This is a genomic window from Listeria cornellensis FSL F6-0969 (assembly GCF_000525855.1).
Taxonomy (GTDB): Bacteria; Bacillota; Bacilli; order Lactobacillales; family Listeriaceae; genus Listeria_A; species Listeria_A cornellensis.
The window spans coordinates 1-16,002 of sequence record NZ_AODE01000012.1; the positions used below are offsets into that span (position 1 = coordinate 1).

Here is a 16,002-nt window from a genome sequence, read left to right on the forward strand (position 1 = left end):
TCCAAATTTTGTAATATAAAATAAAATTCGCCGCCCGCATTCACTTCAAAAAATTCCTCTATTGAATCGTAGTATTTCAATTTCACGTGATCCCAATAATCAAGCCCAGCCCGCTTCAACATCTTGTCATCCGTCGAAAACCCGAGCGGCCGAATCAGATGCAGATACGTATCCGTCCCCGCACATGTTCGCGAAATATTTCCTGTGTTTGCCGGGATTTCCGGTTGATAAAGTACAATATGATTTGCCAATTTTTTCACCTTACTCCTATTAAATTCTTTGCGCGCGTCATTTCTGCTAAAACTTCTGCATCGTCGTCATGCGCCTGCATCAACGCCTGTTCCGCATCTGCCCCGCCAATTTTGCCGAGTGCCCAAGCCGCCGTCCCTCGAATAACCGGTCGTGGATCTTCCGTCATACATCGAATCAGCTCTGGCACCGCCGTTTTATCCTTATAACGCGCCAACACAATAATCGCATTACGCTGAATCGGCTTCTTCCCGCGCCACGAACCCGCCATCGGTCCAAATTTCTCCTTGAATTCCTTATTCGAAATCGACAAAAGCGGCTTCAATTCAGGTTTCACCAATTCCGGATCAGGCTCCATCGCCTCGTGAAAATGGAAATCATGCCCGCGATTATACGGACAGACCACTTGGCACGTATCACAACCGTATAACCGATTATGCAACACATCGCGATATTTTTCATCCAAAAAGCCTTTCGTCTGGCTCAAATAACTCAGACAAATTTTCGGATTCATCTTCCCTTCTCCGAGCAAACTCCCCGTAGGACAGGCCTCCACGCACTTATTACAATCGCCGCACAAATCTCCCATCGGCTTATCCGGCGCTAAAGGCAAATTCGTCAGCGTCTCGCCCAAATAAACAAATGAACCAAACTCCGGCGTTATCAAAAGCGTATTCTTGCTACGAGAACCAAGCCCCGCCCGTTCCGCCACCGCAACATCTGAAAATTCTCCCGTATCCACCATCGATTTAAAGCGAGCCTCCGGAACACGTTCCACGATAAAAGCCTCGAGTAGCGTCAATTTCTCACGAAGCACCGTATGATAATCCGTTCCCCAAGAAGCCCGAGAAAAAACACCACGACGCGCCTCTTTCCGGCTCACCGGCCCATTCTTCATTTTCGAAGGATACGCCAACGCAATCGCAATAATCGACCGTGGCTCTTTAAAAATAAGATCAGGATACACACGTTCATCGATATTCGGATGTTCAAAACCAGTTAAAACATCCTCTTTCGCCGCTACGTCTAGTCTTGTTTTCAATTCCAAAAAAGGATCAGCCGAAGCAAATCCTATTTTTTGAATACCTATTTCATCTGCGTACTCAATGATGTCTTGTTTTAATTCGTTCATATCTATATTTTGCAAGGTTCACACCTCAGTTCTTAGTATCTTTTGTCTTTGTCTTTCTGGGTAAAATCTAAATATGGCTTTAAACAAATCGAGCGAAAGCGTTTGAAATGGAAAGTTTAGGTGGAAGCAGGAAGCGGAGCGTACTCATGTACGTGAGAACCGGAAATCCGCCTAAACTTTCCATTGCGAACGTTTGCCGCCGATTTACACCGCATATCATCCACACAAAATAAAACGCAATGCTTCGCTTATAAAGGTCGAAACACTGCGTTGATAACATATTTAAGAGCGGGTGATGAGAATCGAACTCACGACAACAGCTTGGAAGGCTGTAGTTTTACCACTAAACTACACCCGCATAGTTTAGAACAAGTTGTTCTAGCAACATTTAATATATTATCACTACTACGCGTGTTTGGCAAGAGGTTTTTGAAAACTTTTTCAATCAACCTTATTTATACCATCACCCCCTTCAAGATAACTAATGTATATAAATCGATAATCCATCATTTCCTCTTATTATAAATTTATACCTAAATCGATTTTTTCGTTTTAAAACAAGATAAAAACCTTTAATGTATTAAAAACAAGGCTTTTAATCGCTTTTCACGTTCAATTATGATACCATATTTATATGATGGAGGTGGTTTTTATGGATATTAAAATAATTAAGAGTATCTTTAGAAATTTAGAGGGCTACGAAAATAATACGTTAACGATTGATTTCTTAGCTGCAAAAAGAGTCTATGAATTGGAAAGTGATGAAAATATTGTAACCAAGCTTGTTAACAATATTTATAAATTAAATTCAATTTCATTAGCAGGAATAAATGCTTCTGGTAAAACTACTACTTTAAATATAATATCAGATAATCTAAAAGTTTTTATCCAAAATCAGAGTCTAAACTATCAAATGATTATCTCTAATTATTTTGAAGAGCAATTGGAAATTGAAAACTATTTCTACTATGATGGCTTTGTTTATAAACTGACTTCATTCATCAAAAAAGATAATGGCAATCAATCATTGATATTTGACGAAGAATTTCTATATAAAAAGAAAGTTAATTCTAATATCGCAAAAAAAAGATTTTCTTCTTTTCGAAGATGTTGAACCAGAAATGGTACGGAGCACCCTAAAAAATAATTTTCTTAAGCCAGAGGACTCCTTATTTTCAAGCATCTTGAATACCATGGATTCATCAAGCAAAAAAATTATTAAAGACATGGGGCATCAGACAAATTTCAACTATTTGTCTGTCTACTCGGAGAAAATGCCCATATCTTTTGTGAATTATCTAGACGCATCCATAGAAGAGTTTTGTATCCTTAATCAAGAAGTTAATACCATCAAAAAAATTCCTAAATTTAAAATCAAGTTTAAAGGAAGTAATAAAGAAATAATATCTGAGGTCTTCGAATTAGAGAAATATCTATCCTCTGGAACAATTAAGGGCATTAGCATCTTAATAAACATGATGACTGTTTTAAATACTGGTGGTTATTTGCTTATTGATGAGATTGAAAACCATCTAAATAAAACCATCGTTATAAATATTATTGACATGTTTACAAGTTCATTAAACAAAAATGGTGCTACTTTAATTTTTACAACGCATTATAGTGAGATTTTAGATTCAATAGATAGAAGTGACAGTATATATATACTACACAAATATAAAAATATATCACTTGATAAATTTTCCACATTGGCTTCTGAAAAAGATCGTAGCGACAAAAAGAAAAGCGATCTTTTTTTAAGTGGAGAATTGAAATCTGCCCCAAGTTATACTGGCTACAGGCAATTAATAAAAGATATGACCCGTTTTATTGTGGAGGCAGATTAACATGCACTGTACCGAAAATGATATTGTTGCTTGTATATGTGAGGGTTCTTCTGAAAAGAACATCATTCATCTGCTACTACAAAATAACCTTCTAATTTTTTCAGAAGAACAGTTACTTCAAGGAAAGGTACTTACAGGGCCTTACCGTAAATCAGACAAATTCACAGACCAATTCCTCACAATGGATTACGGAGAACAGGAAGTAGTTATATTTATTATTCAAGATAACAAGACCTCATTCCTCATTAGAAAGCCTTACTCAAATAAAATCAGAGGTCCGCATATAGTTGTCACAGCACCAGAAATTGAAATGTTGATGATTCATTCGCTGGGTTTATACAATCAATATCAAAAGGTCAAGAAGAGCAAAAAGCCTTCTATTTTTGTCGCTGAACACCTAAAAAAAACTACTTCAAAAATAAAGAGTACGCCCTTTATTTTAGAGTTTTATCAAAAATATGATTTAAAAGAATCATTAATCCTCCATAAACGAAAAGCAAAAAATGAAAAAGGTTCATTTTTCTTGGCAGATTTCTTAAAATAAATGTTGTTTAAAAAAGCTTGCAAATCCTCATCATCTTGGATTTACAAGCTTTTTATGCTCCTAAAACATTTAAAACTAATTTCCTACATTGTTCATTCTTTTTTCACATTTGCCAGATACACTGGGGTTATAAGTAAATGAAGGAAGTGATGGAAATGGTGAAACAACGACGGATTGATTGGTTTTTAATTGGTATTGCAGTGCTCGCTGCGTTTCTGAATTTTTGGGGTGTATGGAATGATGATACGGTGAACCCTTATTATACAGCGGCGGTTACGAGTATGACGGAGAGTTGGTCTAACTTCTTCTACGGAGCGCTGGATCCTTCTGGGTTTGTAACGGTGGATAAGCCGCCGGTCGCGCTCTGGTTACAAACGATTAGTGCTCTTATTTTTGGGATTCATGGGTGGAGCGTTATTTTACCGCAAGCGCTCGCAGGTGTTGGCTCGGTATTATTACTTTATTTCCTCGTAAAACCGACATTTGGTAGCTGGGCGGCTCGAATCGCAGCACTCGTCATGGCTACGACACCAATTGCTGTTGCGGTTAGCCGGACGAATAACGTGGATAGTATTCTCGTTTTCGTACTATTACTCGGCGCATGGGCGTTGTTTCAAGCAGTACGCAAAGGAAAAATCGGCTTTTTATTACTGGCATTCATTTTAATTGGTGTCGGATTTAATGTCAAAATGTTACAAGCTTACATGGTTGTTCCCGCATTTTTATTATTTTATTTAATCGCAGCAAAATTAAACTGGAAGAAAAAACTGCTACATCTTGTGATTGCGCTCGTGATGATGCTAGGCGTTTCCGTTTCATGGGCGGTTATCGTGGACAGTACCTCAGCGGACTCAAGGCCTTACGTCGGCAGTAGTCAGACAAATTCCGTGTTAGAGCTCGCGTTTGGCTATAACGGCATGGAGCGGCTTCTAGGGCAGGAAACAGGTACGAGCTCTGGTGGTGGCGGTCAAGATGGAGCAAATTCACAAGCTGGATCATCCAGCAACTCCTCCAATAACGACAATATCGCACCTGACGCAAGTACGGAATCGGCTCAAAATGGGCAATCAACATCTGGCCAACCTCCTCAACCTCCAAGTGGCTCATCCAATGGCATGGATGGCGGTGGTCCTGGTGGAAACGGTGGTGGACAAAATGGCAGTCAGGGTGGCGGCTTGAAAATGATGGGTGGAACGGGCATGTTTGGTACTGGTACAGCCGGTCCATTGCGTCTTTTCCAAACGGCACTCGGCGATCAAATCAGTTGGTTATTACCGATGGCACTCTTCGGCATGGCAGCTATCTTTATCGCTAATTGGAGTCGCAAACGTCGCTTCTTCCAATGGAATACCGAGCAAAAAGAGATGGCTTTCTGGGCTGCATGGCTTATTCCAGTTGCCGGATTCTTCAGTATTGCTGGCTTCTTCCATCACTATTATTTAATCATGTTAGCTCCTGCAATCGCAGCGTTAACTGGTGCTGGATTTATGGCTCTACTCAAACTTTATCGCAAAAATAAAGGAGTGCCTGGTTACTTATTACCAAGCGCAGTAGTCGCAACAACAGGTCTACAAATGTTCTTCATCGCGCAGTATTCGATGCTTTGGATGGGATTCGTTGGCGTGATTGGTCTAGGTCTTGCAACGACACTATTCATCGTGAAGCATAAACAACCTGCATGGACTTCTTGGATCGCCGCGGCATCCTTGGTTGCTCTCCTGCTAGCCCCGACTTATTGGGCATTGACGCCGATGATGTACGGTGGAAATAGCGCGCTTCCGGAAGCGGGACCTCAATTAAAAACAAGCAGCGGTGGCGGTTTTGCTGATGCGACGGTGAACGAGAAATTGATTGCTTATTTAGAGGAGAACAGTAGCGGAACGGAATTCTTATTTGGTACAACCGATGCTTCAACAGCAGCTCCTTACATTATCAAAACGGGTGAATCCGTGATGGCACTTGGTGGATTCAACGGTACCGATCCAATTTTGACAGTGAAGGAATTGAAGCAAATGATTAAGGAAGGCAAAATTAAATACTTCTATTTACCATCGAATAATAAGGCGAGTAATTCAGATGTTGTGGCTTGGATCGAGGAAAATGGTACGAAAGTGGATAGCTCGGAATGGAGCGACGACACAACGACCGCAACAGATGCAACAACGAGCGCGACAACAAGTGAAAATTCGCAAGGTGGCGGCATGCAAGGTGGGCCTGGTGGACAATCTGGTGGCACACTCTACAAACTTACTGAGGAGGATTGAGGACAATGACGAAAAAAAATCTCTGTGGTCATTCCACTCTATAACGAGGAAGCTGTCATTGAACAAACGTATCAGCGCTTGAAAAATGTAATGGAGCAGTTGCCCTTGGATTACGAACTCCTCTTCGTGAATGACGGGAGTAAAGATAAGACGTTAGCACTCGTTCAGGCGATTAGTTTCGCCGATCCACACGTGAAATGCCTCGCTTTTTCCAGGAATTTTGGGCATCAAGTCGCGATTACGGCTGGGACAGATTATGCGAGTGGCGATGCAGTCGTCATTATCGATGCTGATTTGCAAGATCCACCAGAGCTGATTCCGGAAATGGTAGACAAGTGGCAAGACGGTTACGATGTCGTCTATGCACAACGGTCGAAACGAGATGGTGAGACCTTCTTCAAAAAATGGAGCGCTAAGATGTTCTATCGGACGCTGCATAAACTGACAGATGTGGAGATTCCCGTTGATACCGGGGATTTCCGCCTCATGGATCGAAAAGTTTACACGGAACTGAAAAAGCTAAATGAAAAAAATCCATTTGTTCGTGGTTTGGTGAGCTGGCTGGGCTTTAAGCAGATTGCAGTGGAATATGAACGCGATGCACGAGCTGCTGGGGAAACGAAATACCCACTCAAAAAAAATGCTCAAACTCTCCATCGATGGGATTACCTCTTTTTCTCATCAGCCGTTGAAGTTAGCGAGTTACGCAGGTGTCGTTTTATCTGGCGCTGGTTTCAGCTACATGTTAATCGTGCTATTTCAAGCATTATTCACAAGTACGACGGTAAGTGGTTGGTCTTCGATGATTGTTATCCAGTTATTGTTTAGTGGTTTCGTCCTCGTTATCCTAGGCATGATTGGCGAATATATTGGTCGGATTTACGATGAAGTTAAGGATCGACCGCTGTATATCGTTGCTGAACATTATGGCTTTGAAAAATCGCATGTGAAAAGTGAGGCAGTATTTATGAATCAGAGAGCGAATTAAAAAGGCGCAAACCACATTTTCTCGTGATGCTAGACATCACGGTAAATGTGGTTTTGTTTTGCTTCGGTAGCTTGAAAATGCAATTTTGCGGGTATTATGAGAAAATAATAGAAAATTGTTAAGGATTGGGTGAGATAGCCATGATGGATTGGTATAATTCGATGAAAGAATTTTTTTTCGTATGATAATGTGATGCAGTGGATGCAGTCGTATCGGGCATTTGGACCCTTATTAGCATTTTTCTTGCCGTTTATTGAAGCATTTTTGCCATTTTTGCCATTCTCTTTGTTTGTTATTGTCAATGTGAGCGCGTACGGTTTGTTTTGGGGCTTCATGATTTCGTGTGTCGCGGCGATCCTTGGGAGTCTGTGCGTATTCTGGATTGTGCGGCGGTTCGGACAAACTCGATTTTTACGTTTTGTGACGCATCATCGGCATGTCCGCAAAGTGATGGATTGGATTGATGAACATGGATTTGGCCCGATTTTTATTTTGCTCGTAATGCCGTTTACGCCATCTTCTGCTGTCAATGTGGTCGCTGCTTTATCAGAAATTCGTTTTTTCCAATTTTTGATGGCGCTTATCGGTGGGAAGGTGATTAAAGTTTTCGCGATTAGTTACATTGGCTATGATTTGCGAGACATCTTGCAGCATCCTGTGAAATTACTTATTTTGATCGTGATTGTCGCTATTTTATGGTACGTTGGCAAGCGGTTGGAGCGCTGGATGGGGACGAAAAAGAAGGTTTAGCACCTCAAAAAATGTGCTAAACCTTCTTTTGGTATCTATAGAAAGAAAAAATCGTAGGCTGCGATGTTAGTTTTATGAATATTCGCGAGCTCTAAGACCGGCAGCCAGTCGTCGCGCTCTGGATAGATCGTCGTCAAATCCACTTGCTGCTCCTGCCCTGTCGGATTCATCACAAATACGTGCCAATTATCTTCGGCAATATAACGAATCACGCCGAATAATGAACCTAGCGAAAATGGATAGTACCGACCTTTTCGTAGCGCTTCATTCTGATTTCGAAGCTGAATTGCCGCATGGAAAAAGTCGCTAATCTCGGTATCTTCGCGTCCCCACGGGTAAAATTTACGATTATCAGGATCTGCGCCACCTATTAGCCCAGCTTCATCTCCATAATACACACACGGCACACCCGGTAACACCATCAATAGATAAATTGCCAAACGCATCTTCGCCTTATTCTCCGATAGTATCGTAAAAATCCTCGCGGTATCATGCGTCCCAATATTATTCAAGTTCGCCTGCAACGCCTCATTTGGATAATTCTCCTTCAACGCCATCATCTTTTGCGCGGCTTGTTGCGCCGTCAAACTTCCATTGATTAAATCAATGATAATTTGGCGGAACGGGTAATTCATCACGCCTTGCAACATGCCACCCTCTAAATAATGTCGCCGTTTATCGTACGCAATTTTGTTCGTAGCATCTTCCCAAACCTCACCAATCAACACGCGATCCGGATATTTCATCAACGTCTGGCGAATCCCACCGATAAACGCATCTGGAAGCTCATCCGCAACGTCTAGCCGCCAACCAGCAATCCCGCGCGACGTCCAATAATCGATGACACTATCCGGCCCACCATAAATCAACCGCTGAAAATCCGCATCCTGCTTGTTCACAACCGGCAAATTACTGACGCCCCACCAAGCATCGTACTGGTCCGGAAAATGATGGAATGTAAACCAAGAATGATACGGCGAATCCACGCTTTGATAAGCCCCAACCGAATCAAAATTCCCATACCGATTAAAATACGCACTATCCTCACCAACATGATTGAAAACGCCGTCTAAAATAACCCGCATCCCCATCTCGCCAGCCTTCTGAATCAATTCCGCTAAAATCGACTCATCGCCAAACATCGGATCAATTTTCTTGTAATCAGACGTATCATATTTGTGATTACTCTTCGCCTCAAAAATCGGACTCAAATACAGTCCCGTGATGCCTAGCTCTTTTAAATACGTCAATTTTTGCGTAATTCCGTCCAAATTCCCACCAAAGAATTCCCAGCGCACAATCTCACCTTGCGCATTTTTAATATAATAAGGCGTGTCCTCATATCTGGCATAAATAAACGAATCTGGCTTCGGCGAACGCACATGATCATCCGCATTGAAAAATCGATCCACAAAAATATGATAGAAAACCGCATCCTGATACCACTCCGGCGCCTTATCCGCATACTCGAAACACGTCAGTTGATACGTGCACATATCATGATAATTCTCCGTGAAAAAACCTTCCCCACCATGCAAATCATGATTATTAAAATAGTATGTCGTCCGCGCCTGCGTATCAAAGTCCTGCTGAATTTTAAAATAATAGAAATAAAGCCCTGTCGCCGCATATGGCTGGAAGGAAACCTGATAAGCATTGTCCTGCGTATGGTTTAGCTCAAAACTTTGCTCCTCCATGCCATCTTTGTGAATCTTAAGCTCCACTTTGGAAACGTAAGGAAGCGCGACATCGATTCGAAAATCAATCGTCGCGCTCGCGTTCACTGCGCCAAAAGGTCGTTTGTAAAGCTCATTCCATGAATCAAATAAGACTACTTTCGCCACTGGCTAAACTTCCCCTCGTCACAGATTTTTATTGTGGTGCACGTTCCAAATCTCATCCGCATAATGCATAATCGTGTAATCCGACGAAAACTCGCCCGCATGCGCAATATTCAGAAGCGACATCTGATTCCACTTCTTCCGATCACGGTACAGCCCATCAATCCGCGACTGCGCATGTACATACGACTCATAATCCTTCAACACAAAATACTCATCATTATACTTCAAAAGCGAATCAAAAATCTCGCGTCCTTCTGCCTCAATGTTCGGAATCGTTCCATCGATCAGCGCATCCAGACAACGCTTCAATCGCGGATTATGATCATAAATCTCCTGCGAATGGTACGAATTAGAATCATAAAAATGATACAATTCCTGATCCTGCATCCCAAACAACAACATATTCTCATCGCCAACTTTATCACGAATTTCAACATTCGCCCCGTCAAGCGTCGCAAGCGTGATCGCCCCGTTTAGCATCAATTTCATATTACTTGTTCCCGATGCTTCTTTCGTCACAAGCGAAATCTGCTCACTAATATCCGCGGCTGGAATGATTTTTTCCGCCAATGTCACGCCGTAATTTTCCACGAATACGACCTTAATTTTGTTATCAATTGTCGTATCGTTGTTGATTAGATCCGCCACCGCGTTAATCAGCTTGATAATTTCCTTCGCGTACGAGTAACTCGGTGCCGCCTTCGCTCCAAAAATAAAGACGCGCGGTACAATCTCTTCCTCCGAATGCGTTTCCTTCAACTTCAAATACAACGATAAAATATGCAACACATTCAAGAGCTGGCGTTTATACGCGTGAAGTCGCTTGATTTGAACATCGAAAACCGCATTCGGATCAATCTCAATCCCCATCGCTTCCTTCACGTAAGCCGCCAATCTTTCCTTATTCGCCAATTTGACCTGCTCTAATTTTTCAAGTAGAACCGTGTCCTCTTTAAACGCCTTCAGTAAGTAAAGTTCATTCGGCTTCTTCTTCCATTCCGTACCGATATAGTCGCTGATTAAATCGCTCAAGCCTTCATTGCTAAGCAGTAACCACCGGCGATGCGTAATACCGTTCGTTTTATTATTAAACCGAGCCGGGTACGCCAAATAAAAATCATGTAGCGCCTTCTCCTTCAAAATCTCCGTATGCAGCTTGGCCACACCGTTAACACTATGACTACCGATAATCGCCAAATGCGCCATATGGATAATCTCATCTTGAATCACCGCCGTGCGATGCGTAAAATTCTCCCCATAAAGCGGCGTCATACTTTCCAGATGTCGGCGATTAATCTCACATATAATCTGATAAATTCGCGGCACTAAATTCGAAACCATCTGCTCCGGCCATTTCTCAAGCGCCTCCGCCATAATCGTATGGTTCGTGTACGAGCACGTTTTCATCGTAATCGTCCACGCCGCATCCCAACCTAAGCCTTCTTCATCGAGCAAAATCCGCATCAATTCAGGGATACACATCGTTGGGTGCGTATCATTGATATGAATCGAAATCTTCTCCGCCAAATGCTCCATGGGCACGCCAAGCTTCCGGTAATACCGAATAATACTCTGAATTCCCGCCGACACGAAAAAGTACTCCTGCTTCAAACGCAACAAGCGACCATCATAACTCGAATCATCCGGATAGAGCATCTCCGAAATACTATGAATCGACTTCCGTTTCCCTTCCGAAAAATAATCCATTTCCTCACTCGGCGGAATTTCAGCCGACCAAAGCCGCAAATTATTCACCGTATCATTTTCATAGCCTGTCATGGCCGTATCGTAAGGCACCGCCAAAATATCTTCCGTATGCGAATAAATCGGCTTAATATTACCATCCTCATCCTCTTCCAAATGAACATCGCCGAAAAAGCGTACAATCTCCGCCTTATTTTCACGCCGCGTTTCCCACACATTCGCGTGCCTCAACCAGTCATCCGGTAACTCCACTTGGTAACCATTCACAAACTTCTGCTTAAACAAACCATAGCGATAACGAATTCCGTTCCCATTTCCAGGCACATCACACGTCGCCATCGAATCCATAAAGCAAGCCGCCAATCGACCTAGCCCACCATTTCCAAGTCCAGGATCCGCCTCAATAGCTTCCAAACTGGCAAATTCCACGCCAAGTTCCGCTAACCCTTCACGAACCGTATCTAATATTCCTAAATTCAACAAATTACTTTTTAATAACTTCCCAGGTAGAAACTCAATCGAAAAATAGTAAACTTGCTTTGCCTGCTCCTGCTGATATTCCTTCTTCGTCTGCATCCAGTTTTGAGCCGTGTACTCCTTGACTACACTTCCCAATGTGATGTACTGTTCCAATGGCGTCAAATCATGAATTTCAGAGGCATAAAGACTCGTCAATGCACGATTATACTCTTTTTTTAAAATGCTCCTTACTAATTTCCAATATGATTCCTCCTTATCGGGCTTAAAAAACTACGCGTTTCCGCCAAACCACAAGCGCGGCGACAAATGATTAGATCTTAGGCAAAAGCGAGTCCAGCACGAGTGTACTAAGATACGTTAACTAAAAACAGGGAGGGAGTATTATCCCCGACCGTGTGAGAAGTTATGCGAAACTCCGTGTAGAAGAGCACTGGAACGGAACTTTTAACGACGGAGCTGATTGTTTGTCGCCACGCTTGATCAGTGTTCCTCGTAAATACCCTTATACTTTTCTGCTGAAACTTTCCAACTGAAATCCTTGTCCATCGCCTGCGTCACGAGTTGCTTCCAGATAGTAGGTTGCGCCTCATAAAGCGCGATTGCCGATTCCAAAATGTTTCTGAAAACGCCAGCCTCATAGTTATGAAAACTAAACCCCGTTCCCTCTCGCGTATACTGGTTAAAAGGCTGCACCGTATCTTTCAAACCACCCGTTTCATGGACAACAGGAAGCGTCCCATACCGCATCGCAATCAACTGCGCAATCCCGCATGGCTCAAACCAAGACGGCATCAACAACATGTCTCCCGCTGCATAAAGCTGTTGCGCAAAACCAATATCAAAATCAATATTCGCCGACATTTTTTCAGGATACACATGCTCGAAAAAGCGATATGACTCCTCAAAACCAGCCTCGCCCTTGCCTAGAATCGCGATTTGAATATCCTTTTGCAATAACGCATCCAGGCTTTCTTCGACTAAATGGCATCCTTTTTGGTGGGTTAATCGCGAGACCATGATGATGAGCGGTACATCCACACGAACCGGCAATCCCAGACGTTCCTGCATCGCCGCCTTATTCGCCGCTTTTCCCGACATATCCGCCTTCGTAAAATGATTCGGAATCAGCGGATCACTCGCAGGATCATTCAACTCCTGATCAATCCCATTCAGAATTCCCGTCAATTTCCAAGCATTCGCGCGAAGCAAACCGTCCAAACGCTCCCCGTAAAGCGGCGTCTGAATTTCCTGCGCATAACTCGGGCTCACCGTCGTAATCCGGTCCGCATACTGAATCGCGCCCTTCATAAAGTTCACATTTTCATAATACTTAATCCCGTCCTCATGCCACGTCTGCATCCCAATTCCGAGCAATTCCTCCAACACACGCGGCGAATAAATCCCCTGGAACTGCAAATTATGAATCGTCAGCACCGTCCGAATCCCCCGATAAGCCTCAATCCAATGATACTTATCCGCAAGCAACAACGGAACAATTCCCGTATGCCAATCATTCACGTGCAACCAATCCGGAATAAAATCAATTTTCTCCATCATTTCACAAACCGCCATCGAGAAAAACGCATAACGCTCCGCATCATCATAATCCCCATACACATTCGGACGGTCAAAATAATACAAGTTATCCATAAAATAAAACGTCACACCGTCACGCACCAACGATTTCACACCACAAAATTGCTTGCGCCAACCAACATCCACCGTAAACTGCGTCACGTCGACCATTTCATCCTTAAATTCCTGCGCCATCTTCGTGTGAAACGGCAACACCACGCGAATATCCACGCCCTGCTTCACCAATTCTTTCGGTAACGCATACGCCACATCCGCCAAGCCACCTACTTTCACAAACGGAAATACTTCCGCCGCTGCAAATAAGACCTTCATCCGATTTCCGCCCCTCTGTTCGTTTCAATCTGTTCATCCTTTTTAACGACAATCGGATTATCTGGCGTCCCAATCAACTCGACACCTGGTGCAATCACGCTTTTCTTATCCGCAATGACATACTCCAATCGCGCACCCGCACCAACCCGAGCACCCTGCATCACCATTGAGTGTTTCACGCTTGCGCCATCTTCCAACACCACATTCCGGAATAAAAGGGAATGCTCCGCCGTTCCACGCAACAAACAACCATTCGCGACGAGGCAATCCTTAATATTCGAGTTTTCCGCGTAAAATGTCGGCACCTCATTTTTAGCCTTCGTATGGATTTTTTGATTCTCTTGGAACAATGCCGACAAATTCTGGTCCTCTAACATATCAAAGTTCCCTTCGAAATACGAGTTCACCGAATAAATTTGGCGCAAATAGCCCGTATACTCAAAACCACTGGCATTCGTATGTTCCACCGCCTGTTTCATCACTGCATCCAACGAAAAATCTCTTCCAGTTTCCCGATAATTAGCTAACAACTTTAGCAATAATTCCTGTTTCAAAAAGTAGATCTCCAAATTCAGCGCGCTACTTTGCACCACGCCTTCTGTCTTTTCAACAATCGTATTCCCCATAATTTTGCCTTCATTATTCAGTTCAAGCGTCGTCACCTGGTCGTGATCCCCCGCCGCAATAGGTTTCGAAATCCTTTTATAAACGACCGTCACGTCCGCATCTTGCTGCTTATGATGCTGTAAAATCGTTTTTAAATCAATGTTACAAATCATCCGACTCCCCATAATAACTACATATTCCGTCGCCGATTTCGTCAAGAAGTTCAGACTATTATCATAATTCTCCTGTGAAAAATCATCCGCATTCCGCTCATCGAACACAAACAAACCACCATACATCGTGTTCAAATCCCACTCTTTTCCACTCCGAATATGGTCAAATAACGAGCGATTATTCTCATTTAAAAACATCGCAATCGTGTTAATTCCAGCATTCGTCATGTTCGACAATGGGAAATCAATCAAGCGATACCGACAAGCAAATGGCATAGCTGCAAGTGGTCGATTGTTCGTCAGCGGTTTCAGACCTTCTTTATTTTCCGATAAGTTTAAGATCCCACAAATTTTATTAGCCTTCATCTTCCGACACTCCAATCACGTCATAGTGACCAACGACTTCAATCTCGTCCCCACCAATAATTTCTACATTGTCTGCGATAATCGCATTTTCGCCAACAATCGCCCGTTTCAAAACAACATTCTTCCCAATGACAGCATTCGGCATAATCACACTGTCCTCGATGACACTATTCTCGCCAATCTTCACATTTTGCGACAAAATCGAGTGTTTTACTTGCCCATTAATAAAGCAACCATCTACGATTAGCGCATTTTTCACATCCGCCAATTTCGTGACGCGTTGCGGCGGTGCAATCGGATTTTTCGAATAAATCCGCCATTCACGATCTCTAATATTCAGCTCATGACACGGATTAATAAACTCCATATTCGCCTCCCACAAACTCGAAATCGTTCCAACATCTTTCCAATAACCCGAGAACCGATATGCAAAAATATGCTCCCCATTATTCAAATACGCCGGCACAATATTTTTACCGAAATCGTTCATATCAATATCTTTCGCCTGACCATCTTTCAAATACTGCTTCAACAGACTCCACTTAAATATATAAATCCCCATCGATGCCAAATTGCTTTTTGGCTCGGCAGGTTTCTCGTCAAACTCAATAATTCGCTCTGTATTATCCACGTTCATAATACCGAATCGCGATGCTTCTTCCATCGGCACCTCAATAACAGCAACGGTCAGCGCCGCATTCTTCGCCTTATGATAATCAAGCATTTTCTCGTAATCCATTTTATAAATATGGTCGCCCGATAAAATCAGTACATACTCCGGATCATGGCTATCAATAAAGCTCACATTTTGATGAATCGCGTGCGCCGTTCCTTTAAACCACTTCTCGCCCTCTAAACTAAGATGGGGTTGCAAAATGGTCACGCCGCCGCTTTTATAATCCAAGTCAAAATAGGAACCGTCCCCAATATGCTCGTTCAACTCAAGCGGCTGATACTGCGTCACAACCCCCACCGTATCAATCCCTGAATTCGAACAATTACTCAGTGAAAAATCAATAATCCGATATTTACCGCCAAACGAAACTGCCGGTTTTGCCATCGTTTTCGTTAAATCGCCGAGCCTTGAACCTTGTCCACCTGCTAAAATCATTGCAATCATGTCATTTTTCATAATTATTTGGGACTG

Annotated in this window: 11 protein-coding genes, 1 tRNA gene and 2 pseudogenes; 6 read left to right on the forward strand and 8 right to left on the reverse strand. The window is 42.8% G+C overall.

Annotated features, from left to right (window positions below):
- From PCORN_RS04935 to PCORN_RS04945, 3 genes and pseudogenes are all read right to left on the reverse strand, one after another.
- A pseudogene (locus tag PCORN_RS04935) lies at positions 1–251 on the reverse strand (tRNA (cytidine(34)-2'-O)-methyltransferase); the annotation flags it as partial.
- A 5-nt stretch (positions 252–256) separates the two neighbouring features.
- Entirely contained in the window at positions 257–1,381 is a 1,125-nt protein-coding gene (queG, locus tag PCORN_RS04940) for a tRNA epoxyqueuosine(34) reductase QueG (RefSeq protein ID WP_149024264.1), read from the reverse strand.
- Positions 1,382–1,668: 287 nt separating this feature from the next.
- A tRNA-Gly gene (locus PCORN_RS04945) sits at positions 1,669–1,739 on the reverse strand.
- Positions 1,740–2,033: 294 nt separating this feature from the next.
- On the opposite strand from PCORN_RS04945, the gene PCORN_RS04950 reads away from it, so the two are divergent.
- The 6 genes and pseudogenes from PCORN_RS04950 (at position 2,034) to PCORN_RS04975 (ending at position 7,774) form a co-directional block, all read left to right on the forward strand.
- Positions 2,034–2,495, forward strand: coding sequence for a P-loop NTPase family protein (locus tag PCORN_RS04950; RefSeq protein WP_036078140.1), 462 nt, complete (start codon positions 2,034–2,036; stop codon positions 2,493–2,495).
- Between the two features lie 160 nt (positions 2,496–2,655).
- Positions 2,656–3,228: an AAA family ATPase gene (locus tag PCORN_RS04955; RefSeq protein ID WP_479481418.1), complete on the forward strand. Its 573-nt coding sequence runs from the start codon at positions 2,656–2,658 to the stop codon at positions 3,226–3,228.
- Between the two features lies 1 nt (position 3,229).
- On the forward strand, positions 3,230–3,772 hold the full coding sequence (locus PCORN_RS04960) for a hypothetical protein (RefSeq protein WP_036078143.1): 543 nt from the start codon (positions 3,230–3,232) through the stop codon (positions 3,770–3,772).
- Positions 3,773–3,921: 149 nt separating this feature from the next.
- Positions 3,922–6,036, forward strand: coding sequence for an ArnT family glycosyltransferase (locus tag PCORN_RS04965; protein ID WP_036078215.1), 2,115 nt, complete (start codon positions 3,922–3,924; stop codon positions 6,034–6,036).
- An 18-nt stretch (positions 6,037–6,054) separates the two neighbouring features.
- Positions 6,055–7,024, forward strand: a pseudogene (locus tag PCORN_RS04970) (glycosyltransferase family 2 protein).
- 192 nt (positions 7,025–7,216) lie between these two features.
- Complete coding sequence (locus PCORN_RS04975) at positions 7,217–7,774, forward strand: TVP38/TMEM64 family protein (protein ID WP_051999265.1); 558 nt, start codon at positions 7,217–7,219, stop codon at positions 7,772–7,774.
- A gap of 35 nt (positions 7,775–7,809) precedes the next feature.
- Here PCORN_RS04975 and PCORN_RS04980 read toward each other — a convergent pair whose 3' ends face one another.
- The 5 genes from PCORN_RS04980 to PCORN_RS05000 form a co-directional block, all read right to left on the reverse strand.
- On the reverse strand, positions 7,810–9,618 hold the full coding sequence (locus PCORN_RS04980) for a glycoside hydrolase family 13 protein (protein WP_051999266.1): 1,809 nt from the start codon (positions 9,616–9,618) through the stop codon (positions 7,810–7,812).
- A gap of 18 nt (positions 9,619–9,636) precedes the next feature.
- A complete protein-coding gene (locus PCORN_RS04985) occupies positions 9,637–11,997 on the reverse strand; it encodes a glycogen/starch/alpha-glucan phosphorylase (RefSeq protein ID WP_241433075.1) in 2,361 nt (786 codons plus the stop codon).
- A gap of 285 nt (positions 11,998–12,282) precedes the next feature.
- Positions 12,283–13,710 carry a glycogen synthase GlgA gene (gene glgA, locus PCORN_RS04990; RefSeq protein WP_036078147.1) on the reverse strand — a complete coding sequence of 476 codons (1,428 nt, stop codon included), beginning with the start codon at positions 13,708–13,710 and terminating at the stop codon, positions 12,283–12,285.
- Complete coding sequence (glgD, locus tag PCORN_RS04995) at positions 13,707–14,855, reverse strand: glucose-1-phosphate adenylyltransferase subunit GlgD (RefSeq protein WP_036078149.1); 1,149 nt, start codon at positions 14,853–14,855, stop codon at positions 13,707–13,709. Before glgD ends, glgA begins: the two co-directional genes overlap by 4 nt.
- A complete protein-coding gene (locus PCORN_RS05000) occupies positions 14,845–15,987 on the reverse strand; it encodes a glucose-1-phosphate adenylyltransferase (RefSeq protein ID WP_036078151.1) in 1,143 nt (380 codons plus the stop codon). Before PCORN_RS05000 ends, glgD begins: the two co-directional genes overlap by 11 nt.
- Positions 15,988–16,002: the final 15 nt, after the last annotated feature.